This window comes from Clostridium sp. AM34-9AC, from assembly GCF_003480225.1.
Taxonomy (GTDB): Bacteria; Bacillota; Clostridia; order Lachnospirales; family Lachnospiraceae; genus Acetatifactor; species Acetatifactor acetigignens.
The window spans coordinates 26,466-50,802 of sequence record NZ_QUIU01000005.1 but is presented as its reverse complement, the minus strand read 5'-3'; the positions used below and the strand labels follow the sequence as shown (position 1 = coordinate 50,802).

Sequence of the window (24,337 nt, the reverse complement as noted above, 5' to 3'; positions counted from 1 at the left end):
TAACAGAAGTAATATTGCCTATACTCTGTAGCTGTCAAAAGAGCGGATCCTGATGATCCGCTCTTTTGCATCTGTCGTTATTCATCATATGGGTATTTCACACCCCACTGTGCCCGAAGTTCATCCATCTGCTTCATGATCGTAAGAGTCTCCGCATGAGGCATTTTCTCACACTCTCTTTGCCCGTTCCTGATTGCCTCCCGGCATACCAGCACTTCATATTCATAGCCATTGATCTGCGTGGGAATCGTGATTTTACGAATCAGCATTCCTCCCGGGCCATGCAGTTCCAGGTTTCTGGGATTGTTATTGCTCTCCCAGGAAATATACCCTTTCGTTCCACAGATTTTTACACAGTTTTTCTTTTTATCCACCATGGAACAGCGCAGTTGCGCAGCACTGCCATCCGCATAGGTCAGCTGGATTTCATCTGCAGCATCTACTCCGGTCGGATACTTCTCACAGAAAGATTGCGTCTTCACAATATGATCTCCAAAATACATGGAAGCCGTTGTCAGTACATACACTCCAAGATCCAATAGTGCTCCTCCGCACAGCATCGGATCATGCATCCTGGGATTTTCATAATTTTGTACGGAAAATTCCGCTTCCAAAATCTGCGGTGTACCTATCACCCCTTCCCTGAGCAACCCAGTTATGATCTCACGGCTTGGCATATATCGTGTCCAGATTGCCTCTGTAATAAAGACCTTCTTTTCCTCTGCCATTGCAAATAATTCCTCAGCCTGTCTTGCATTGGCTGTAAACGCCTTCTCTACCAGAACATTTTTGCCATGTTCCATACAGAGCTTTGCCTGCTCATAATGCAGAGAATGTGGTGTTGCTATATAGATCAGGTCCACTTCCGGATCCGATGCCAGTTCCTCGTAACTGCTGTATGCTCTTGTGATATTCCATTTTCGTGCGAACTCCAATGCCTTCTCCTGCGAACGGGATGCCACAGCATAAGCACAGGCTTTTCCCTCCTTCTGCAGCTCATTCAGCGCTTCTGCCATGGATCCAGCAATATTTCCGGCACCTAAAATACCTACCTTCAGACAATTCCCCATAGGATTCCTCTCTCTGCTTCCTGTGATTTTATCGATACAAAGGGCCATACTGCCTGCATGCCGCATAATCCGCCGCCTGTGTATCCTGTGTTCCGAAGCTTGACCATGCATGAGGACGATAGATCTTGTCCCGGTCCACATTATGCATGGTCACCGGGATCCGCAACATGCTGGACAATGTGATCAGGTCTGCACCCACATGTCCATATACGGTCACGCCATGATTTGCCCCCCAGTTTGCCATAACACTATATACGTCAGTAAAAGCGCCCTCACCGGTCAGTCTTGGGCAAAACCAGGTGGTCGGCCAGGTAGGATCTGTTCTCTTATCAATCGCATGATGAATCACTTCCGGCAATTTTGCTGTCCATCCTTCGGCAATCTGCAATACAGGCCCTATTCCCTCTATAATATTCAATCTTAGCATAGTTACAGGCATCTGTGCAATACACCGAAAGTGGCTGGAATATCCACCACCCCGGAAATATTCATAATCTGCCCTGCACCAGTCGGTAACATCCAGACATTCCCGGATATCCTCCTCTGTCATCTTCCAGAAAGGTTTCATGACATGGTCGCCCTGTTCGTCCACACACGCTCCAGTCCCGTCCAATGCCGTTGCACCGGAATTGATCAGATGAATAAATCCGTTTGCCGCCACGCCGTCCGGCTTCTGACCTGTCACACATTCACAAGCCTCCGGGCTCCAGTAGGTACGGACATCATGGAAGCAGGGAGCCGTTCCCGAAATCAGGTGTCCCAACAGCATCGAAATACCATTGCAGGTATCATTCTCCGTTGCAAAAGGAGTCGGTGCCTTGGGACCATTCCAGTCGAAAGTAGAAGCAAGGATTGCTTCCGTAAAGTCCGCATTCGGCAACCAGTCCGTCCACTGTCTCTGTCCCTGGAAACCTCCGGCCACAGCATTATGCCCCAAAGCCTCCTCATGCCAGCCAAGCTCGTCCAGTCGTGAATTGCCAAACAAAATATCCCGGATAATCAGTGTCATCTTCACAATAAACTCCCAGTCTTTTTCCGCAGGAATGATTTTTGACTTTGTGATGACTTCCGGCAGATCTTTTCCAAGATTTTTGTCGAACCCTTCCCTGCAGTTTGCTTTCACCCACTGTAATGCCTTCTCATATTCCTCCGGATCATAGATGCCGATGGCAATACGACGGAGAATTTCCACTTCATCTACCCATTCCGCACGGATCCCGAAATATTTCTGTAGCACATCCGGATCACAAAAGCTGCCTGCAATGCCCATGGCTACCGCTCCAATATTGACATATGCCTTATTTGTCATCCAGCCTACGGCCACAGCTCCCCTGGCGAAACGTAAGATTTTCTCCAACACATCTGCGGGAATTGTCGTATCCTTTGCATCCTGCACATCATGTCCATAGATGGAAAAAGCCGGAAGCCCACGCTGTGCATGTGCCGCCATAACTGCTGCCAGATACACCGCACCCGGGCGCTCCGTTCCGTTGAATCCCCAGACAGCTTTGATGGTGTTCGGATCCATATCGAAAGTCTCTGTTCCGTAACACCAACAGGGCGTCACAGACAAGGTTGCTACTACATTTTCCATCTGAAACTGTTCTGCCACCCGGGCCGCCTCCGCACCTCCTCCGATAGTGGTACAGCCGATCACGCATTGTACCGGTGTTCCATCCGGATACTTCAAATTCTCAGAGATCAGTTTTGCGGCAATTTTTGCCATTTCACAGGTCTGATTCTCCAGGCTTTCACGAACGCCACCCCAACGTCCATCGATTACCGGGCGAATTCCAATCTTAGGGTATCTCATAATTACCTCTCTTTCTCCATTTGCATCATGGTAACAAATCTGTGATACGCATTTTCCCATGCGTCTTTTTTTCTGTTTTGTGGTGCATATTCTGTTATTTTCTCTGTCACGGCAATCAGGCGTCTGCCCTTGTCGATATCATGTATGGCATGCAGTGCCTTCAACTGAATAAGAATATTCCCGAGAGCCGTCGCTTCCACCGGGCCGGCTTTTACCATAAGTCTGCAGGCATCTGCCGTCATCTGACAGAGCAGTCCTGCATTTGCTCCGCCACCGAGGATATGCAATATTGTGAAGTTTTTGCCCGTCATCCCTTCCAGTTGCTCCAGAGCATATCGATATTTCAGCGCCAGACTTTCGTAAATGCACCGCACTGTCTCTCCCACTGTCTCCGGCACCGGCTGACCGGTTCTACGGCAGAACTTTTGTATTCTTTCCGGAATGTTTCCGGGTGCCACGAATTCCTGTGCATCCGGATCAATAAAGCAGTGAAAAGCCTCTGCTTCGTCCGCCAGCTTCGCCAGTTCTCCGAAGCTATACTCCTCTCCCTGTCTGGCATATTCTCTCCGGCTCTCCTGGATCAGCCACAATCCGATAATGTTTTTCAGATAGTTAATCCTACCATTGGCTCCGTATTCATTGGACAGGCCGCTGTCGCAGCTCTCCTTCGTCAGGATCGGTGTCTCCAGTTCACAGCCGATCAGGCTCCAGGTGCCACAGGAGAGAAACGCTGCGCTTTCTCCCTCTTCCACAGGCATGGCCGCCACTGCGCACTGGGTATCATGTCCTGCCACTGCGATGATCTTCGTGCTATCCGGCAATGCTCCGATAATGCTACCACTGTCTGTCATGGCTCCGAATAATCCCGGATCCATTCCCATCTGTCTCAGCAGTTCCAAATCCCAGGTTCCGGCAACAGGATTCCACATCTGACTGGTGGAAGCAATGGATCGTTCCCAGGTCAGATCCGCTCCCAGCATTGCCGCCAGCAGATCCGGGATGAACAGCAGATGCTTTGCTCGTCTTAACAGATCTGGCTGTTCCTCTTGTAATGCCAGCAACTGGAACAGTGTATTGATTGCCAGAATCTGATTGCCAGTTCTGACATACAGGCTGTGAAGTTCTATTTTCTGTGCGACACGCTGGGGCCAGTCCTTCGTCCGCTCGTCCCGGTAATGAACAGGATCCTCCAGTAATTTTCCATCCGCATCCAACAATCCAAAATCCACTCCCCAGGTATCAAAAGCAAGACTGTCGGTCTTTCCCGCCTTTTGTATGGCAATACGGATCTCCCCAAGCAGCGCCTCCATATTCCAGCGAAGATGTCCGTTCTCTACTGCCGGTATATTATCGAACCGGTGGATCTCCTTCCATTTCAGTCTCTCACCGTCATAGACCGCACGAATGGCACGGCCGGTGGAAGCTCCAAGGTCAAAAGCAAGCACTGTCGTAAAAGCAGCCATCCTTTACTCCTTTCTCCTATCTGTCCGTAGGAGTTCCATCCTGCGGATGCTTAAATTTCTTGTATCCCGGATGTTTTCCCGTTATGTGATAATAGGATCGCAGGTTGATCAGTTTGTCGATATTTTTCCGGTCAATGTCATAGCTTCCTCCCAGAAGGATTGCGTTGATCGTGATCTTCGCCCACAGTTCCAGACTTTCCATACGGTAATAAGCGGTGATCACATCACTTCCCACTGTCAATGCCCCGTGATTCTCAAGCAGCATTACATCATGTTCCTGCAAATAAGGCTCAATGGCATCTGGAACCTCTGTCGTGCTCGGTGTACCATATGGTGTCAGCGGAACCGCACCGATGGCTGCGACATCCTCGATCATGTTGTACATGTCCATCGGACGATGTGCCACGGCAAATCCGGTAGCTGCCGGAGGATGTGCATGTACGACTGCGCATACATCCTCCCTCTTTTCATAGCATCTTAGATGCATCTTTATCTCGCTGGACGGCCGCAGTCCTTCCGAGCCCTCCAAAACATTACCGGCAGCATCGATCCGGAGCAGTTTGTCCGAGGTGATGAAACTCTTACTCATCCCTGTTGGTGTTGCCAGGTAGGTTCCATCGTCCAGTCTGACAGACACATTGCCATCATTGGCCGCAACCCATCCCAGTTGCCACATTTTGTGACAGACATCGCAGATCTGATCTTTTATCCCTGTGATTTCCATGTCCATACCTCCTTGTATTATATTTGGTTACTTGTATTATACTGTTGCATTTTTGTGGTGTCGTTGTTTATAATGATTACATATTGGACAATATTGATATTCTGTGACCATATTTGTAAAAGAAAAGACCTGAAAGAGCAGTTTTACGAATGGGATTTTAAATAGTACGGTTCTTTTATGAAAGGATAGAATGATGAGATATCTGGCTTCCCATGAGAATACGACGAGAGGAACTTCTGACTTTCCGTTAGAACTCTATTATGTTGATATGCTGCATCCCCGTTACGAAATGCCCTTCCACTGGCATATGGAATGCGAACTTCTACTGGTTCTGCAAGGGGAATTTACGTTGTTGACAGATGGGCAGTCATACACACTGCATCCTGGGAATTCCGCCTTTCTTTCCTCCGGAGCCGTACATGGCGGAATCCCCAAAGACTGCGTCTATGAATGTCTGGTATTTGATCTGAACCATCTTATCAAAAATTACGGAGGACTGTTTCAGCAGAAATATGCCGGGCTCTTTTCTCCTGAGACCCAGATCAATGTTCTGTATCCGGCAGGCACTCCCTGCGGTCAGATCATCTCTGACCTGTTTGCTGCAATGAAAGATAAAAATAACGGCTATGAATTTTTCACCATAGGAATGCTGTGGCAAATGCTGGGACAGATTCTCCGGGAACATTTATTTACGGTACTGACTCCCTCTTCCAGACATTTTGTCCAGGATTCTGACCAGATCAAGCAGGTACTGGATTATATCCGCAGAAATTATGCCTCACAGTTAAGTCTTTCGGACCTTGCAAAAGTACTGCAGCTCTCTCCGGAACATTTTTGCCGTGTGTTTCACTCGATCATTGGCAAATCGCCCATTGATTATCTGAATTATTACCGGGTAGAATGTGCCTGTGAGCTTCTGTGCACTTCTTCCGATAGTATCACAGAAATTGCGTATTCTTGCGGTTTCCACGACTTAAGCTATTTTAACCGCATTTTCCGCCGCTATAAAAGTATCTCTCCGGGCCGTTATCGCAGACAGTATATTGGCAGCTATAAAAATCTGATCTATTAAAAATAAAGAATACTCACCTAAAGCAACATCGTGGTATTTCTCCAGTTCTCCGTCCCCAGTGATCCCGTGTACCAAATCAGAAGCCCGGTGTTTTTGGCATTTTCATCGCAGGATGAAATGACTCTTCGTATCTATACAAAAAAACTTGAAAATGCTATAATTAAATTTAAATCATTTTGCCAACACATACGAAGGAAGCATAGCACTATGACACGGAAGAAAATTAAATTTTCTCATACCAAATGGCTATTGCCGTTATGGGTACTTCTTATCGGCAGCATTGCCTTATATATGATCGCTCATGCGGTACAGCAGGCCGACTCCAGACATCTCCGCACTCTTGCAGAACTGAACGCTGTAACCTACGGTGATAGCATGATCGCAGATCTGAATGCCGGTATCAATATCACGGATACACTGGAGCAGATTCTGATCAGTACGGACGGCAGAATCGACAAATTTGATATCATTGCGGACAGAATGATGGCAGATTACGTCCGGAGCATCAAAGTGGCTCCCGGGGGCATCGTAACAGATATCTATCCCGCCGAAGGCAACGAAGCAGGTAAAATAGACCTGATCCATGACAAATACCGCGGAGAGACCGTAAATTACAGCATTGCTAATGATGTGCTTATCATACATGGTCCTTTCGAGCTGGAGCAGGGAGGACACGTCCTTTCGATCCGTAATCCAGTTTTTTTACAGGATGAGAAGGGAACTCCCTATTTTTGGGGCATGACTATGGTTATCATCAAGGTTCCTGATATTTTTCAGCATTCCGCTAATGCCTTAACCAATTTCGGTTATCAATACCGGCTATCGAAGACCATCTCACCTCTGACCGATGAATATACCGTGGTAGACCAGTCGGAGGAGACTCTGATGGATCCCGTCTCTTATGATTTTACTCTGGGTGGATGTAACTGGAGGCTGGAAATCATGCCCACCGGTGGCTGGAAGAATGGCACACTTTTACAACTGATAGTATTATGTGGCATTGCAGTGATCCTACTACTGGTGGTTCTAACGATATCTATACTATTCGTTGACGAGCAGCGCAAAAAATTTCGCAGACTCTCTCTGACGGATTCTATGACCGGTCTCTTAAATCGTAACGGATTTAATTTGCAGCTGGAGAAGTATCTGGAGGGAAACAAGCAGAAAAACTGTGTCGGTATATTACTTGACGTGGATAATTTCAAATTCATCAATGATGTCTATGGTCATACTATCGGTGATCAGGTTCTATTGCAGCTTTCACAATCCTTAGTGCAGGCTTTTCCGGATAATTCCATTATTGCCAGAAATGGCGGTGATGAGTTCTGTATTATCCTGAAAGATTGCAGTGCAGAAGAGGCTGCCCCAATGATAGACGCTTTCAGTAAGGCTTCCCGCTCTTTTTCAGCCAAAGGCGTCGAACACAATTACAGCACTTCCCTGGGCTATGCGGAATACCCCGCCAACGCAGAAAAAGTCTCTGACATTCTCCGTTATGCCGACATTGCACTCTATGAGGTAAAATTACAGGGAAAACATGGTGCTCTGGCCTACCGGTCGGATTTCCACAATTCGAAACGGACACAGCTTGGTTTTTCATTATCGGATATTTCTGACAACCTGCCGGGTGCCTTTTTCATCTACCGGGCCGAAAAGGAGAATGAACGCATCCTGTATGCTAATCAGGAAATGCTTCAGCTGACAGGATGTACGGATCTGGATGATTTTATGCATTTTACGAAACATCAATTCCGTAATCTGGTGCATCCTGAAGATCTGACACAGGTAGAAGAAAGCATCTGGCAACAGATAGAATCCGGCATGAACGGATACAATGATTATGTCAAATACCGACTTGCTGTCAAAGATGGAACTTATAAGACGGTTCTGGATTATGGGCGTATCGTGGAGAGTGAACATTATGGCTCGGTTTTCTATGTGTTGGTAGTGGATTGCGAATTTATCAAAACACACTACGATGATTAATCATAAAAATAAAAGAATAACAAACTTTCCTCCGGGGCATACTGGTTCCGGAGGAATTTTTATATGAAAGATCAGATTAAGTCTTACTTACAACGTTTGAATCACGGAGAAGCTCTGGAAAGTGTCCAGGCGGATTTCGTCCGGGAATGTAAGGATGTGGATCCTTCCGCAATTATGCAGGCCGAACAGGAGCTGCTACGGGAGGGTACTTCCATCGAAGAATTGCAGCGGCTCTGTGATGTGCATTCCGCCCTGTTCCATGGTTCCACGACAGAAGAGAAAATTGCCAATGCCGAAAAAACAGCAGCCTCTTCTCTAGCTGCCCAGAAACTACACTCTAAAGACATAAAGGACCAACGGCTCTCCGCCGCTGCCGCCCTGATCCAGATCTCCGGACATCCCCTGCAGACTTTTACGTTGGAAAATGCAGCACTGGAAAAGCTGATTGCCCGTACGAGGCAGGCATTGGAAAATAATGGAATTACCGATGAACTGCTTGACGAGCTGCGCCAGATCGCTATCCACTATGCCCGGAAGGGAGACTTACTTTATCCACATTTGAAGGTACAATATGGGATCAGCGGCCCCTCTGCAGTCATGTGGACAGTGGATGATGAGATCCGGGATGAACTGAATGCGCTTGCAAAACAAAAACACCAAAAAGAAACCGATGCATGGAAACAACGTTTGAATGCCGTATTGAACCGCATGGAAGAAATGATCTACAAGGAATCCAATATCCTCTTCCCCAACTGCGCACTGAATTTCTCGGAGGAGGAATGGTATCACATCTACCGGGATGCCAAAGATTATGCGGAATGCTTCGGTATCCGGGGTGATAGTTGGGAGGCTGCGGAAGCACATCTGACCGACACTGCCTCTACGGCTGACACCATGTCTGCGGAACACGCTTTTACAGGTAGTGAGACCAGAATCCACCTCCCCAGCGGCAGTCTGACCCTGTCGCAGCTGACCGCCATGTTGAATACGATTCCTTTGGAGATCTCTTTCGTAGATATCGATAATATCAATCGCTACTTCAACGAAGGTCCCAAGGTATTCAAGCGTCCCGGTATGGCATTGGGCCGGGAGGTCTTCACCTGTCACCCGCCTAAGATCGAAGAACGGGTTCGCCGCATTATCGGAGAATTCCGTGCAGGGAATCTGGACCAGGTACCGGTCTGGATGGACAAGGACGGCCGGACTTTCTTAGTGACTTATTATGCCGTCCGGGATAAGCAGGAGCAATATCTGGGAACGCTGGAACTGGTACAGGACATGGAGTTTGCAAAAGAGCACTTCCGCTAGGACAGTGCTCTTTTCTCTTCTTGTGCTTCCTCTACATAAATACGTGCATTTTCCAGATTCCACCGGATCTCTTCTTCGGTAACAGCACGTTTTACTTTCCCGGGATTACCGACGACCAGGGAATTATCCGGGATCTCCACATTCTGCGTCACCAGTGCTCCGGCACCGATGATGCAGTTTTTCCCGATCTTACAGCCGTTCATCAGAATGGCTCCCATACCGATCATGGTATTGTCGCCGATCTTACAGCCGTGAACGATTGCACCGTGTCCTATGGTCACATGATCTCCGATCTCCACCGGATATCCGCTGCCCAGATGCACTACCGCATTGTCCTGAATATTGCTCTCTTTGCCGATGACAATGGAGTCCCGGTCGCCCCGGACCACCGCATTGTACCAGATTCCGCTGTTTTCTCCGATCGTCACATCTCCCTGCACCACCGCACCGGGAGCTATAAATGCTGTATCATGGATCTGCATATATTCTCTGCTCCTGTTCCTGTTCTTATTTTGTTACAATACTCTTCTTCGTAACATATAGTTTATCACATTTTTTCTGAGCAATATCATATAATTTACAACATTTTTTCCGACCAAATCAATTATATATACAACATTTTTTCTGACCATATTTTATATCTTACTACATTTTTTCCAATCAAAAAGGAACATTCCTCCGAATTTTCCTCAGAATTGTTCCTTTTACAGTCTTACGATTCTTTCCAATGCAGCCGGTGCAGCTCTCCATCCCTCTGCATGCTCTCGAATCCCTGCTGTCTCAGTGCCTCGTAGAGCACAATGGCTACGGAATTGGACAGGTTCAGTGAACGGATCTCGGGAAGCATAGGGATACGGATGCAGGTCTCTTCATGCTCTATCAGGATCTCTTCGGGGATTCCGGCGCTTTCCTTGCCGAACATGATGTAATCGTCCGGTCCGAATTTCACATCGGTGTAGGTCTGGTGTGCTTTTGTGGTTGCCATCCAAATCTTCGCTCCGGGATGCATTTCCCGGAATTCCTGAAAATTCATATACCTGGTGATATCCAGATGCTGCCAGTAGTCCATACCGGCTCTCTTAATCTCTTTTTCATTTAAACGGAAGCCTAACGGCTCGATCAGATGCAGGCTGGGGCCGGTAGCCACACAGGTTCTTCCGATATTTCCGGTGTTTGCCGGGATCTCCGGCTGGTGTAATATAATATGCATAATTCTCCTTTTCGTTCTATTGCTCAATTAATATATTACTTTATTACCTTTTTCCTTATCTAACTGATACAGGACTTTATCTATCTGAGAAAATGCAATTTCCGGGCACTTCTCCTGTTGATACTCCCAACAATCTTTTATATACTTGAGATAGAGCTCTGTCAGCATGGGGATCTTCGTCATCGTTTTGGGATAATCCATAGCATAAAGCTCCCGATACGCCCTCTGATCAATAATGGGGAATATCACCGGGTAATAAAAATGCAATACCGTACTCGCCATTGGAAGTTGCATTCCCTTCGTTTGCAGTAATTTTTCTACAACCCTCTCTGTCTTTTTATCCGCTAGTACCTGTAACGGGGTTTTGATCTCCTTTAATGAAAAGATGGCATCTATCAATTCCTCTGTCACCTGCGGTCTGCGATTCATCTTCCACAGGACGATCTCGTTGATAATATCCCTATTTTCCCGATAATCACCAGCTTCTACTGACGATACACGGTTCAGGATATCTGTTCCGTCATCATATGTAAAACGACCAAGTACTCCCTGATAATCCATAGTTCACCTCAATTTATCTGTCTTCTTTTATATCAACCATAAGCTCACGAATTCGTGCTATCGCACTTTATATCCTGCTTTGCAGGATATTCCGCTAATGAGTCCAGAAGCTGGATCAGGGACCCGGTATGCAATTAAGACTTGAATTCATTCCTGATTCCGAAGAAAATATAATTTTTAATCCCTATATTCCAGTCCAAAATAATCCATGTATACCTTAAATCTATCCTGGGCAGTCAGACAAGTGTCCATAAGATATCCCTGTTCGTTCTTCCATTCCTTCAGCCCCCAATAGTAGAATTCCTTTATATCATCCTCGATAATAAAAGGGGTAATTCCATTACGGAGGCACTCCTTAAACATAATTAATCTTCCAACACGGCCATTTCCATCCTGAAAAGGATGTATCTTCTCAAATTCATAATGAAATTGTATTATTTCCTTCAACGTCTTTTGTTTTGAAAGATTATATCTTTTTAATAAATTCCGCATTTCTCCGGATACATCGGCGGGCTTTGCTGTTGCGCTTCCTCCGACCTCATTTTCAAAACGTTTATATTCACCAACAGCAAACCACGTTTTTCTGCTATCTGACGTTCCTGATTTCAAAATATAATGTAACTGTTTAATAAATGCCTCACTCAGGGGATAGTTTGCCAACTCTATTATTTGATCAATGCATCGGAAATGATTGGCTGTTTCAACAATGTCATCCACATTCACAACTTCATCCTGAATTCCAATCGTATTCGTTTCAAAAATATATCTGGTTTGATCATGGGTCAAGCGGCTGCCTTCCATATGATTCGAATTATATGTCAGTTCGATCTGAACCTTATGATATATTCCTCCCGGTATCCCTGCTTCCTTTTCCATTTTTAATCTGGTCAAAATATCATTTGCTATTTTTTCCGCTCGTTTCTTTCTGACCGGCTTTACGGCATCCTCCGGAATCCTCCATGTTTTCCCATCAAGAATTACACCCGGAATTTTTCCATGGGCACAATAATTTCTTACACTTCTTTCTGATAAATTCCATTTTGCAGCTATTTCATTTACATTTACATATTTCATACACAACCTCCGTAAAACGGCTCACCGGAAATATTATATCATTATCGGTAATATATCTCAAATTTTTTGCTTTTAAATTTCATTTGTATTTTGCCGATAAGAGTCGCTTAATTCTTTCTGTGCTTCCTCTACGTAAATGCGTGCATTTTCCAGATTCCAGCGGATCTCTTCTTCGGTAACAGCACGTTTTACTTTCCCGGGATTACCGACGACCAGGGAATTATCCGGGATCTCCACATTCTGCGTCACCAGCGCTCCTGCACCGATGATGCAGTTTTTCCCGATCTTACAGCCATGGACGATCGCACCGTGTCCTATGGTCACATCTCCAAGCACCACTGCTCCAGGCGCTATAAATGCTGTATCATGGATCTGCATATATATTTTCTCCTCTGTTCTATCTACTACTCTTCCTTACAAAGTGCAGTTTACCACATTTTTCCTAACCATATAAACCTTATATTTTACTTTTTTTCCTACCAAAAAGGAGACACTATAAATGTCCCCTTTTGTTACAATCTTTACAGACAGTCTCCTGTCTGGCATTGTATCTCATATTCTATTCTGCTCATTCGCAGTAAAATGAGTCCCTGTATCCCGGCGCTGTAATATTTGATTCCATGCTCTACAGCATACTCTGCCAAAAGTGCATTTCCAATATCCTCCGCATCCGTGATAATGGCATTCGGCTGTACTGTTTGCAGCCACTTTTGTCCATTTGAGGTATAGGTGCCGTGATGATTCGATTTCATTACATCTGCTTTCAGAAGATCACCATATTGCTCTGCCAGTTTTTCTTCCATCTCTATATACAAGTCTCCACCGGTGAGATATTTTGATCTTCCATAGACAAATTTCATCAAAATAGATACATTGTTCACGCTCTCATCATTTCCGACACATTTCTCCAGATCCTCAGTCGTCGGATGATATGCGGTTATACGTACATCCCCTACCGTCCACTGATATCCCGCCAGGACATTTTCATAAACATGTGTCCCTTTCTGCTTAAGATATTCCTCAAATAAGGGCTCCTGCTTACTGGATGCTATATAGGAGCTTCGATAACAGGCATCAATCCCTCCTCCATGCTCATACAGATATTGTGCCACAGCCAGGGCTCCTCCTGCATGATCATCATGCGCATGAGACAATACAAAATAATCCAGATGATGCAGTCCCAGATCATCCAACAATGAAATAATATGCGCACTGCAGGCAATGTAACCGGCATCTATCATCATTGTTTTGCCATTCGGGAATACCACAAGCGTACAATCTCCGCATTTTGCCCGGATTCCCGCCTCTGTCAGATCCGGTGTGAGAAAATACAGATTACCGTCTCCGCCGTAAGACAACGCTTTTTTTACACAACAAACCATCTCTTCATAGTGATCTGCAACCGAATTATCATTAGTCTTTTGGTATCCTGCAGGTTCTTCCTTCAGGCATCTTCGTTCCGCTGCCAGAAGATATTGATTATCGGATGCGGTTCCACTGATCAGAATTTTCTCCCACTGTGCCTCCGTTCCATGATAAATAACCGTATGAAGAGCCTCATCTTTCGCAAACGCTCTCATATCAATATTTTTCAGGCTGACAGGCAATTCCACCTTCTCCAGTGCCGAACAACTATGAAACGCCTTCGCACAGATAATGCATATTCCTTCCGGCAATTTTACATCCCTTAATGCGGTACATCCGCGGAAGCTATACACCCCGAGATAGACAAGCGTCTCCGGCAGTTCTACTTCCTTCAGTGAAGTACAATTCTGAAAAGCACAATCTCCCACGCTCTCCATTCCCACACAAATTCTGACCCGGCGGATTTCATCTCTGATTTCTTCCCATGGTCTCTCTTGATGTTCCGCCCAGTTCTGCATCTTTCCGGTCCCTGTAATCGTCAGGCATCCTGTTTCCTGCGTGAAACTCCATTCTACATTATTCAATTTTTCATTCATATTCTTCCTCGTATCCGAAGCGTTACAGCTTCAGTTTCCATACAAACTTGTTTCTCTCCAAAGGATAAATACTTTCCGATATTTCAATAATCTGTCCCTCTTCATTCCTGGTAACAGAAGAAATCAGCATTGCAAGAGCATTTTCCTTCATTCCCATCAGATGACTCTCTCTGCTCTCCAGCGGACGGGCCGTCATTTCTTTTTCCAGGCTGAATCGATTCTTGGAATGATCATTGAGCGCCTTCGTCAGAGATGCCTTCGTAAAATCATAGTCAAACAAAAATGCATCACTCTCCGGCATATAGGACGTTGTCAATACAATCGGTCCTTTGTCAAAAGAATCCTTTACGTATCTGAGACGGCTCAGTTTAATGACTCTGCTGTCACCGTTTTCGAACTTTTTCGCCAGTTCCTCCGTCATCTCCATATAACGGAATTCCAGCACTTCCGTCTCTACCTCAATGCCCCGGCGAAACATTTCATTAAAAAAGCTCTCAATAAATACCGTCGTATCCTCCAATACGCGTGGTGCTGTAACAAAGGTACCTTTTCTCTTAACTCTTTTCAGATGTCCATCCTGCACCATCCGCAGCATTGCCGTACGCACTGTGGAACGACTGACACCAAATTGTTCACAAAGCTCCACTTCTTTCGGAATTTTATAACCGATCGGCCATTCTCCCGTATGAATCTTGTTCATGATATATTCTTCAATCTCTGAATATCTGGCTGCCATATTTCCCCCTATTAACACTTTCCTTTTCGTTTTCTGTGTTTTTGTTATCCAATCTCATTATGATATTACATATTACTAACAGTATAGCGAATTTGGGAATTTAATGTCAATAATCGAGCGTACTAATATGTACGAATTTCAAAAATTCTTGCAAAATGGATACCGTAAGCACGGTGAACCGTCACCTTTATGGTATCACAAATTACATTTCCCAGCGGAATTCTGTTCAATCGCTGATAATTGTCATGTATTTCCTTGCAAAATACTTCTTTTCCTTCTCTGAAAGCACGCACATCATAATCCCGTACAAGTTCATCCGGCAGTCCTTTTACCTGTCGGTTCCGTACATTTCTTGTAAGAGATGGCATGATCTCTTTTGTCAGGTTCGTATCAAATGTCAGCTGAATCTGATGTAGCACCAGTTTCCCGTCATAGGTAAGCGTTATTTCGGCACCCTGTTCTCCTATCGGTGCCTCCCAGCAGTTACTTTCTTCCTGCTCCTGTCTGGCAATTCCGTTCAATACTTTCCATGGTTCATTTCCATGTGTATATCCGGATGCAGCTACCTTAGCTGACTTTGCATAATCGGCCGGATCCCGGTTACGGACTCCCGGAATATAACAGTCATCCCGCAAAAGCTCCTGTTGTAGTTCTTCCATATGTTCCCCGATCTGTCTGGGGGTACAGCCATATCTGACAGCCATTGCTGCTGCCGTGCCTACCGCCTGTCCTCCCACAGCGCAGGTTCCCATAACTCTCGTTGATCCAAATGCCATTTTTGTAGTACTGATATCACGTCCCGCCAGCATTACATTTTCCAGATCCTTTGCATAATAGCATCTCCATGGTATTGTATAACAACCGTTGAAATTCAGGATCTGTGAAGGAATCTTATCCGTATCCAGAAGTCCCCTGCGCACATGCTGATCCATCTGCCAGCCACCATAAGCTACTGCGTCCGGGAATATCCTGTTGGCTAGTACATCCTTTTCATTCAACAGATAGTCTCCTTCGATTCTTCTGCTTTCACGATATCCCGGCACGAATCCAACCCAATCCAGCTCCAAATTTTCCACACCGTGGTTTCCCACATTTTTCAGATGATCCCATACGCCGTACACACATTTCAGCAATTCATCACGGATTTTCTCACCGTCACGGATAATATCTTCATCCTCACCACCCAGTTCAATCCACCAATATCCGGAGTCCACATTGGAAAAGTGTGGCAGTCTCCCGCTTCCTTCTTCGAATTTGGTCAGCTTACCGCCTTCCATATGGGAGGCAATACTGTTCGCATGTTCCCGGTATTTCAAATCTTCCTCCGTGTAATGGTTTGCCCATTCAGGACACACAAATTTTACCGGCTCTCCACGGTCCACAGCGGAAAACAACAAAGTGTTTCCCATCGTATCGCTGTTCGGTTCTTCCGGAGCATCGGGTTCCTTAAATTCGTCTCTTCCTTCACTGCCCATACGCCCCGTCGCACCGCACATGGTAGCTAAGGTACCGTGCCCTGTGGCATCGACAAAGATGTCTCCGTAGATGGTAAACTCGGTTTCCGTACTGTTCTGATGACAGACTACGGCCTTTATTTTTTTCCCTTCCAGGATCACGTCATCCATATTCGTATTCAGAAAGGATTCCAGATTTTCCTGAAAATGCACTTTTTCCCAGATGACGGAATCAAATACCGGAAAAGATGCATAGGGATTTCTGCGTTTGTTTGCCAGCAGAATCTCCAGCAGGATTCCTGTCTCTCCAAGATTTTTTTTGGCACCGTGGGAGTTGGCTCCCACAATGTGCATACGGATCTCCGAGCTGGCGTTGCCACCAAACATAGAGCGATTCTGTATGATGGCTGTTCTGGCTCCTTTTCTGGCAGCTGCTATTGCCGCACAGACACCGGCCAGGCCGCCTCCCACTACTACAACTTCATATTTTCTGGTTTCACTGTGAATTGACATATTGTTCTCTTTATTTTCTCCCTTATAGCAATATAGCAGGCACAGAGTCTTCTCCTGTCCTGCCACACTGCATCTGCCATTTTCAATTTATTATCCCTTAACCGCACCTACGGACAAGCCTTTCAGGAAGAACTTCTGTCCGAACAGGAATACGATAAATACCGGTACAACCGCCATACAGCAGGCCGCCATGGTCAGGTTATACTGTGTTACCTCTGTACCGACAAACTGGTTCAAAGCCAGAGGAATCGTCCATTTCTTCCAGTTGGAGATAAATACCAGAGGATCCAGGTAGCTGTTCCATGCATCCAGGAACTGTACTGTCGCCGTCGCCGCTATCGTCGGCTTGACAAGTGGCAGCATAACCTGTGCAAAGGCTCTGTATTCACCGGCTCCATCAATTCTGGCAGCTTCCCGCAGTTCATCCGGAGTACTTAAGAAGGACTGCCTGAGCATAAAGGTGGAAGATACCGCTATAATTTTCGGTACGATCAGCGACAAATGGGTATTCATCCATCCCAACTGCATAAACATTATGAATCTGGGAATCAGTGTCAGCTGTGAAGGCACCATCATCTGCGCCAGATATACAATGAACAATACATTGGAGCCCTTGAACTTCAACTTGGCAAAGGCATATCCGGCAAGTGTTGCGGAAGTAATTGCCACTACCGTACTGATTACAGCTACCTTGATAGAGTTAAAATAGGCCAGACCGAAATGATAATTTGTGGAGCTGGTCGTTCCTATGCTTAATACTCTCTTATAGTTATCCGGGTAAAAATACTTCGGGATCCACTCAATAGGGATCTTCATAACATCCGCTTCTGTCTTGAAAGATGCTGAGATCATCCAGACAAAAGGAACAATCATAACCAATGTAACCAGAATAATTACAATGGTAATCAATACTCTGGCTACCTTTTTGGAAACAGGTACATTCTTCCTCATCTTAATCCCTAGCCTTTCTCTTCTTTATTGTTATGTACCCACTGGATAATGGTCACAATAAGCAGCATCACAAACAGAATTACGGCAATTGCCGAAGCATAACCCATCTTATAATACTTAAATGCTGATGTATAAATATAATAAACCAGTGTGTAGGTAGAGCTTCCGGGACCACCGCCTGTCATAACGTTCGTATATCCAAATACTTTAAAGCTGGATATAATACCTGTAATTGTCAGGAAAAAGGTCGTAGGCTTCAACAGCGGAACCGTTAATTTGAAAAATTTCTGAATAGAATTCGCTCCGTCAATCTCAGCAGCCTCATACAAATCTCTCGGAAGTCCGGTGATTGCGGCGCTGTACATAAATACGCGGTATCCCAGGCTTGCCCAGATTACGACCAGCATGATCGCGGGAAGTGCCCATTCATAGCTTGCCAGGAATCGGGGAGGATCCTGCCATCCGAGAGCCCTCATCAATTGTGTAAAGGGTCCGTATTTAGAATACAACGCCATCCATACAACGGAAATTGCCACAATATTACAGATATGCGGCATATACATAGCGACACGTACCACACCCGCTATTTTCTTATGACAAAATTCATCAATCAGTACCGCCATTATAATTGCCAGGAAAAGTCCGATGGGCACGGTTACGACGGTGAAGATCAATGTATTTTTCAAAGATGCAAGGAACCATTCATCCTTCCACAGATTGATAAAGTTTGTCAGTCCGATGAAATTCCAGTTGCCGAGTCCTTGAGAGAAATTCCAGTCAGTCAGACTTACATATAAAGAAATTATCAGCGGAATCAGACTGAAACATATTACACCTATCAGACTCGGTGCCAAAAAGGAATATGCAACCAGGTTCTGATGCAATATTTTTCGTCTTTCTCCTTTAGTCTTCTTTTTCTTGCTCTTCATTTGCTTTATCCCTCTTTTGTTCGTTTCAGAGCAGGGGACGGTTCGCCTGTGAAAACGACCGCCCCTTCCCACTGCTGTTTTTATTTTTTTACTTCTGACTGCTTAATTCGGTCTGGATCAGTTCGTTACCTCTCTTCTCCATGTTCTGAACGGTCTGATCTGCAGACTGTTTTCCATAGCACATAGCATCAAACTCTTCGAACCAGGCAGAACTGATTTCAGAGGAAGCATGTCCTTTAATAGCGGCAACACCCTGCGTAGTATCGAGAGACAGATAGTTCTCCATGGAATCCATATCAATGGAGCCCTGTGCCTTCTCCTTCAGTACGCTCAATACTTCATCCTTATTAACACCATTCCACAGAGGGATTCTTCCGCCCTGTACCAGAGGGGACATACCACCCTTTAAATACCACATTGCAAACTCAAAGCTTGCTTCCGGATACTTTGTATTTGCTGAAATGCTCAGCAGGTCTCCTGCACCGGTAGTACCGATCTGCTTACGATAAAATTCGGTGTTGTATTTCTCATCATCGGGAACGGGTGCTGGTACCAGTGCAGTCATGAAATCATGAGGATAATTCTCCTGATCCATACACAGTCTCATCTGTGCTACACCAAGCATGATGGCACATTTACCCTGAAGGAACGTATTGGCAACGCTGAGATCCTCGGAGAATTCATCTTCGATGGGAATCGCATAACCCTTATCCAGCGTCTCTTTTACAAGGTTAAGACCTGCACGATATACATCATTATCGAAGTTTACCTCTGTACCTTCTTCATTCTTGTAAATCTGATTTGCACCCAGTACAGCGTCTAATGCATTCAGAATACTATTACCGCTCTGCTTACGTGCCCAGCATACTCCGTATACCTTATCCTGGCCCTCGCCATGTGTCAGCTTCTCGGCAGCCGCAAGGAATTCGGAATAGGTCCATCCATCATAAGGAATATCCAGTCCTGCTTCCTTAAACATATCTTCATTGATCAGAATCCATCTTGAGTTCTCGTATTTGGTAGGGAATCCATATACGGCACCATCATCGTAGTGATACTCTGCCATATTTGCCACACCCAGCTCATCATCCAGATTGAATCCGATATCATTGAGCATACCGGACATATCCAGCAGCAGGTTGGAGTCTACACGCTTGTCCATTTTGGCACGTCCGCCATAGCCAATGAACAGATCGACATCACCACCGCCCATTAAGTAGGTCTCCAACTGAAGGTTACCGTTATCATCATTTACATATCTTACATATTCTACCTGAAGTCCTTTGTCTTTGTACTCCTCATTGAAGTTGGCACACAGATCATCATATCCGTACTCCGGCTGAACACCACCCCAGAAATGAAGCGTGATCGTCTTTCCGTCTTCCGTGCCATACCATTCCTTCTCGGATTCTGTGGTTTCTGCTGCTGCGGTTCCTGCGGCTTCTGTAGATGCATTTGTGTCTGTATCTACTTGTCCACATCCTGCCAGACAGGTACCTAACATTGCCATTGTCAATGCAAGTGCAATTTTCCTCTTCATAATTGTAATCCTCCTACATTTTAGTTTTCTATGGTTAACCTGAGTTTTTCTCAGGAATACACCCTTACTTCATAAATATGTACGTCTTTTTCCCCATTGGTGGTATGAATCGTAATGGTTACTTTATCACATTCCGTAGGCTCAAAAGTTACAACGTTCTGTCTCTGGTCATTTTCTGTCACTTTCTGTGCTGCCATCTTCTGTTCTCCCCGCCAGAGTGTCACAGTGTAATCTTTTACCAATTCGGGAGGTACTCCTATCCTCTGCTGGAGCTGACGTTTCTTCGATAAAGTAATCTTAATCGGATAATTAAAGTTGGAATCGAACGTCAGTCTGACCTGGGATACTTTTTTCACCGAGGCAAGCTTTAAGGTTAACGTCTCTCCTTCCGGGCTTATGCCATCGGAGCTCCACATATTTCGAATTCCGTTTTCATCTCTGGACACTCCGTTGATCACTTTCTCCGGAGCGAACCCTTCTCTGGCAGAGGTTGCACTGATCTGCGCGGTTCTCGCCAGATCCTGCGGATCGGTGTTTCGATAACCCGGAATATAACAGTCATCCTTCAGCAGAAGCTGTTGCAATTCCTCCATGTGCTCCGGCATATCTTTCGGCCCGCAGTGATATTTGATGCAAAGTGCCGCTGCGGTTCCCGCTGCCTGTCCTCCTATGGCACAGGTTCCCATAACTCTTGTGGATCCCATTGCCATTTTGGTAGCACTGATATTTCGTCCCGCCATCATCATATTGGGAATATTTCTGGAGCAATATGACCGGTACGGAATCGTATAGGCTCCGTCAAAGCTGACAACTCTGGAAGGAAGTTCATCAAAATCATATAGACCTCCGGGAGTATGGATATCCATCGCCCAGCCGCCGTATGCCACTGCATCCTCAAATACTTTATTGGACAAAATATCATTTTCATTTAATATATAATCTCCTACCAGACGCCTGCTCTCTCTGACACCGGGCAGCATACCGACCCATTCCAGATCATAATTCTCGGCTCCATGGTCACCACCGTTTTTCAGATGATCCCATACCCCATAGATACAAGACACCAACTCATCACGGATTTCTTCATACTCATCTATGATATCTTCTGTCTTGCCGGGAAGCTCGATCCACCAGTATCCATAGTCCACAGAGGAGGTACTGTAGGAGGTCATACGTAAGTATGCCTTATCCACATCTCCCTTTGTCTTAGCTTCGTGCACGGCAGAGTGTGTTCTGTATTTGAGTTCCTCTTCCGTAAAATGTCTGGCGATCTTCGGTCGTTTAAAATTCACCGAATGTCCTCTGTCCACCGCCTTGAATAACAGCGTATTTCCCATACGGTCATTGTTGGCCTGTTCCGGCGCATCCGGTTCATTGAATTCTGCCCTTCCCTCGCTGCCGGTACGATATTCCGCTCCTGCATAATATCCCAGGGTCGCATTGCCGGTACAGTCAATAAATATGTTCCCTCTGATCTGCCAATGTGTCTCTGTCGTGAGCTGGTATGCGTCGATTTCACGGATCTCATTGCCTTCCATCCGGCAATCCTCCATCGCGGTATTCAGATACACTGTCAGATGTGGCTGACTCTTCACTGCGGTAAATAATACCATATCCCAGATCGAATAATTAAAATAATCATTTCTGCTCTTGTTGTCAAGCATGATTTCATGGAGAATTCCGCTCTCTTCAAGCTCCGGTTTCGCAAGATTCTCGGATGCTCCGCAGATATGCATTCGGATTTCACTGGATGCATTTCCTCCCAGTACATGTCTGTCATGCACCAACGCTGTCCTGGCTCCGTGTCTTGCAGATGCAAGTGCCGCACAGATGCCAGCCATTCCACCACCGATTACTACAACATCATATTCAGCTTTTTTAACTTTTCTGTTCTCTGACATTTCGTTCACCTTTTATGTTGTAACTTATGTCTATATAATATGCTTATGCGTGCAATATGTCAATACATATTTTAAAATTTATGCTATAAATGTCTGTAATATTTAGTGACATAATAGGAAAATTGCCTTTTTTCTGCATTAAAACCATACAAATATACTTCAAATTATACTTCTTCCAGATAATGAACACCCTCTATCTGACTCACTTCTGACAAAACCTCTGCATGATTTCTTCTTTTCTTCAGATCCAGCATCATTATAAGGACAATATCCGATCCTTTTAAGGTCTTATCCCTCTTTTTCTCCACGGATCTCAGTTCATATCCAAACTCATTGATATAGTCATAGACTCCCCTTGTCATCGACTTATCAATTTCTATATATAGACCAATGTATCGATTGTATTGCTCCTGCACACGACTGACTCTGGCAATTCCGAACATCGTGACAATGATCAATACGAACATCATCAGACTGACTTCCAACATTCCGGATCCCAACATAATTCCAAGCGTTGCCGTTGCCCATAATCCGGCAGCCGTTGTCAGTCCTCTGACCTGATTTTTCCCGGTAATAATGATGGTTCCCACCCCCAGAAAGCCAATACCGCTGACCACGCCGGCTGGGATACGCCCCATATCTGTGCTTCCGACGCCCAGGGCTGTCCCAAGATAGATATTGACGACAGCGGAAGCCGCCGCTCCAAGACACACTAATGCAAATGTCCGCATTCCTGCCGGATGATGTTTCGTTGCTCTCTCCAGTCCGATCACACAACCCAATACAGCCGCAAGCAGCAGCCGCAAAGCTATGGCTCCATTCGTAAATTCCGCAAAATAATTCGCAAAGTTCTGCATATGTATTTCTCCTTTCATACTTCCATATAAGAAAGGCCGGCATAGTCTCCTATCGCGAACTGTACCGGCCTTCGTTATCATTTAAAATATCTGCTGTTTTACAGCGCTTTTTTATTACAAAATTACAGATTCAGAAGATATTCTCCCAGCGCATAAGAGAAATCTACCAGGTACGGCTGTACCTCCTTGGGATACATACTGGTAAGGTGGTGTGTTTCAAAAGCAAAACACTCCTGGTAGTCAATATCCCGCAGAGCCTGCACTACCTCTTTCCAGGGAATCGTTCCGTTGAACGGTGAAAAATGCTCGTCCTTGATACCGTAATTATCGTTAATATGGGTAGCCTTCAGATGAGAACCTACCTGGCGGATCATATCGGGAACATTCAGACCCACCATATTTGCATGACCGGTATCAATACATATCTGTACATTCGGATTGTCAATGACATCAATCAGCTCCAGCAGTTCTTCCGCACAGCTGCCGTAATGGGTAGGCTTTGTCATATTTTCGATAGCCATTCCCACATGATGATCCGCAAAAATTTCACCCCAATGCTTCATGTATTCTTTGTTATATTCAAAAGATTTTCTGTAATCATAACCGCCGCCGTTACGTCTTACAGTGTAAGGATGAACTACCATCCACTTTACTCCCAATGCTTCTGCTGCCAGGACACTGCGTCGCATAAGCTCCTCTCCCAGCTCTCCGTCCGAACGGGTCAGATCCGCATTAAATGCATTTCCAATGGTCCAGTAGGCATGTGCCTGGATGTATTTCACACCGAGTTCTTCTGCCAGTGCTGCGGTATCCGCAATCCATTTTTCCCAGTTCTCTCCTCTTAAGGGTTGTCCTTCCCTGCAATGGCTGCAAAGACATGCATCTACATATTTATATCCCGCCTTTGCACAAGCCCTGGTGGACACGTCAATGGGAATCTGATAAGGTCTCTTATCATCGAAATCCATAATGTTAGTTGATGTTGCGAGTTTCATTTTTTATCCTCCATTCTTTTTCTTTTTAAGAATTGCTTCTTCCATAATTCTGTAGTTCTCACTATATACTCACTTATATAATATGTCAATACATATAAAGCATATATTTTATCGTTTTAAGTAAAATACGCGTTATTGTACGTACATATTTAGTAAGAAAGACCGGAATAGTCTTTTGTTGCAAACTGTACCGGTCATTCTTATTATTTTATATTACGG

21 protein-coding genes are annotated in these 24,337 nt (G+C 45.3%); 3 read left to right on the top strand and 18 right to left on the bottom strand.

Going from position 1 to position 24,337, the window contains the following annotated elements:
- Window positions 1-77: 77 nt before the first annotated feature.
- Genes DW835_RS04370 through DW835_RS04355 form a run of 4 tightly spaced genes read right to left on the bottom strand, consistent with a single transcriptional unit; the run spans window position 78 to window position 5,070 of the window.
- Window positions 78-1,070 carry a Gfo/Idh/MocA family oxidoreductase gene (locus tag DW835_RS04370; protein WP_118730779.1) on the bottom strand — a complete coding sequence of 331 codons (993 nt, stop codon included), beginning with the start codon at window positions 1,068-1,070 and terminating at the stop codon, window positions 78-80.
- 28 nt (window positions 1,071-1,098) lie between these two features.
- Complete coding sequence (locus tag DW835_RS04365; RefSeq protein WP_118730759.1) at window positions 1,099-2,883, bottom strand: L-fucose isomerase; 1,785 nt, start codon at window positions 2,881-2,883, stop codon at window positions 1,099-1,101.
- Between the two features lie 2 nt (window positions 2,884-2,885).
- Window positions 2,886-4,346, bottom strand: coding sequence for a rhamnulokinase family protein (locus DW835_RS04360; RefSeq protein WP_118501605.1), 1,461 nt, complete (start codon window positions 4,344-4,346; stop codon window positions 2,886-2,888).
- A 16-nt stretch (window positions 4,347-4,362) separates the two neighbouring features.
- Window positions 4,363-5,070, bottom strand: coding sequence for a class II aldolase/adducin family protein (locus DW835_RS04355; protein ID WP_117465186.1), 708 nt, complete (start codon window positions 5,068-5,070; stop codon window positions 4,363-4,365).
- 190 nt (window positions 5,071-5,260) lie between these two features.
- On the opposite strand from DW835_RS04355, the gene DW835_RS04350 reads away from it, so the two are divergent.
- The 3 genes from DW835_RS04350 to DW835_RS04340 all read left to right on the top strand — a co-directional run bounded on the left by DW835_RS04350 (window position 5,261) and on the right by DW835_RS04340 (window position 9,436).
- Window positions 5,261-6,142, top strand: coding sequence for an AraC family transcriptional regulator (locus tag DW835_RS04350; protein ID WP_118730758.1), 882 nt, complete (start codon window positions 5,261-5,263; stop codon window positions 6,140-6,142).
- A gap of 207 nt (window positions 6,143-6,349) precedes the next feature.
- Complete coding sequence (locus DW835_RS04345) at window positions 6,350-8,128, top strand: diguanylate cyclase (RefSeq protein ID WP_182430244.1); 1,779 nt, start codon at window positions 6,350-6,352, stop codon at window positions 8,126-8,128.
- Between the two features lie 63 nt (window positions 8,129-8,191).
- Window positions 8,192-9,436, top strand: a complete 1,245-nt coding sequence (locus DW835_RS04340) for a DUF438 domain-containing protein (protein ID WP_118730756.1) — start codon at window positions 8,192-8,194, stop codon at window positions 9,434-9,436.
- On the opposite strand, the gene DW835_RS04335 is transcribed toward DW835_RS04340, so the two are convergent.
- From DW835_RS04335 to DW835_RS04270, 14 genes are all read right to left on the bottom strand, one after another.
- A complete protein-coding gene (locus DW835_RS04335) occupies window positions 9,433-9,918 on the bottom strand; it encodes a gamma carbonic anhydrase family protein (RefSeq protein ID WP_117465314.1) in 486 nt (161 codons plus the stop codon). The two genes, DW835_RS04340 and DW835_RS04335, sit on opposite strands and share 4 nt — an antisense overlap.
- Window positions 9,919-10,148: 230 nt before the next feature.
- Entirely contained in the window at window positions 10,149-10,646 is a 498-nt protein-coding gene (locus tag DW835_RS04330; RefSeq protein ID WP_182430238.1) for a tRNA (cytidine(34)-2'-O)-methyltransferase, read from the bottom strand.
- Window positions 10,647-10,673: 27 nt separating this feature from the next.
- Window positions 10,674-11,207: a hypothetical protein gene (locus DW835_RS04325; RefSeq protein WP_118669277.1), complete on the bottom strand. Its 534-nt coding sequence runs from the start codon at window positions 11,205-11,207 to the stop codon at window positions 10,674-10,676.
- Between the two features lie 177 nt (window positions 11,208-11,384).
- Window positions 11,385-12,281: a Fic family protein gene (locus DW835_RS04320; protein ID WP_118669278.1), complete on the bottom strand. Its 897-nt coding sequence runs from the start codon at window positions 12,279-12,281 to the stop codon at window positions 11,385-11,387.
- A gap of 72 nt (window positions 12,282-12,353) precedes the next feature.
- Entirely contained in the window at window positions 12,354-12,659 is a 306-nt protein-coding gene (locus tag DW835_RS04315; RefSeq protein ID WP_118669279.1) for a hypothetical protein, read from the bottom strand.
- Between the two features lie 143 nt (window positions 12,660-12,802).
- Window positions 12,803-14,242, bottom strand: a complete 1,440-nt coding sequence (locus tag DW835_RS04310; RefSeq protein WP_118669280.1) for a leucine-rich repeat protein — start codon at window positions 14,240-14,242, stop codon at window positions 12,803-12,805.
- Between the two features lie 22 nt (window positions 14,243-14,264).
- The gene (locus tag DW835_RS04305; RefSeq protein ID WP_118538917.1) at window positions 14,265-14,978 is read right to left on the bottom strand and encodes a GntR family transcriptional regulator; all 714 of its coding nucleotides are present in this window, start codon (window positions 14,976-14,978) and stop codon (window positions 14,265-14,267) included.
- A gap of 122 nt (window positions 14,979-15,100) precedes the next feature.
- On the bottom strand, window positions 15,101-17,011 hold the full coding sequence (locus tag DW835_RS04300) for an FAD-dependent oxidoreductase (protein ID WP_243037049.1): 1,911 nt from the start codon (window positions 17,009-17,011) through the stop codon (window positions 15,101-15,103).
- A 24-nt stretch (window positions 17,012-17,035) separates the two neighbouring features.
- Window positions 17,036-17,896, bottom strand: coding sequence for a carbohydrate ABC transporter permease (locus DW835_RS04295; protein ID WP_118538915.1), 861 nt, complete (start codon window positions 17,894-17,896; stop codon window positions 17,036-17,038).
- Between the two features lie 8 nt (window positions 17,897-17,904).
- Window positions 17,905-18,825 carry a sugar ABC transporter permease gene (locus DW835_RS04290; protein WP_118669281.1) on the bottom strand — a complete coding sequence of 307 codons (921 nt, stop codon included), beginning with the start codon at window positions 18,823-18,825 and terminating at the stop codon, window positions 17,905-17,907.
- 88 nt (window positions 18,826-18,913) lie between these two features.
- The gene (locus DW835_RS04285; RefSeq protein WP_118730755.1) at window positions 18,914-20,365 is read right to left on the bottom strand and encodes an extracellular solute-binding protein; all 1,452 of its coding nucleotides are present in this window, start codon (window positions 20,363-20,365) and stop codon (window positions 18,914-18,916) included.
- 50 nt (window positions 20,366-20,415) lie between these two features.
- Window positions 20,416-22,266, bottom strand: coding sequence for an FAD-dependent oxidoreductase (locus DW835_RS04280; RefSeq protein WP_118730754.1), 1,851 nt, complete (start codon window positions 22,264-22,266; stop codon window positions 20,416-20,418).
- A gap of 164 nt (window positions 22,267-22,430) precedes the next feature.
- The gene (locus DW835_RS04275) at window positions 22,431-23,123 is read right to left on the bottom strand and encodes an MgtC/SapB family protein (protein WP_182430236.1); all 693 of its coding nucleotides are present in this window, start codon (window positions 23,121-23,123) and stop codon (window positions 22,431-22,433) included.
- A gap of 122 nt (window positions 23,124-23,245) precedes the next feature.
- The gene (locus DW835_RS04270; RefSeq protein ID WP_118669285.1) at window positions 23,246-24,118 is read right to left on the bottom strand and encodes a sugar phosphate isomerase/epimerase; all 873 of its coding nucleotides are present in this window, start codon (window positions 24,116-24,118) and stop codon (window positions 23,246-23,248) included.
- Between the last annotated feature and the right edge of the window lie 219 nt (window positions 24,119-24,337).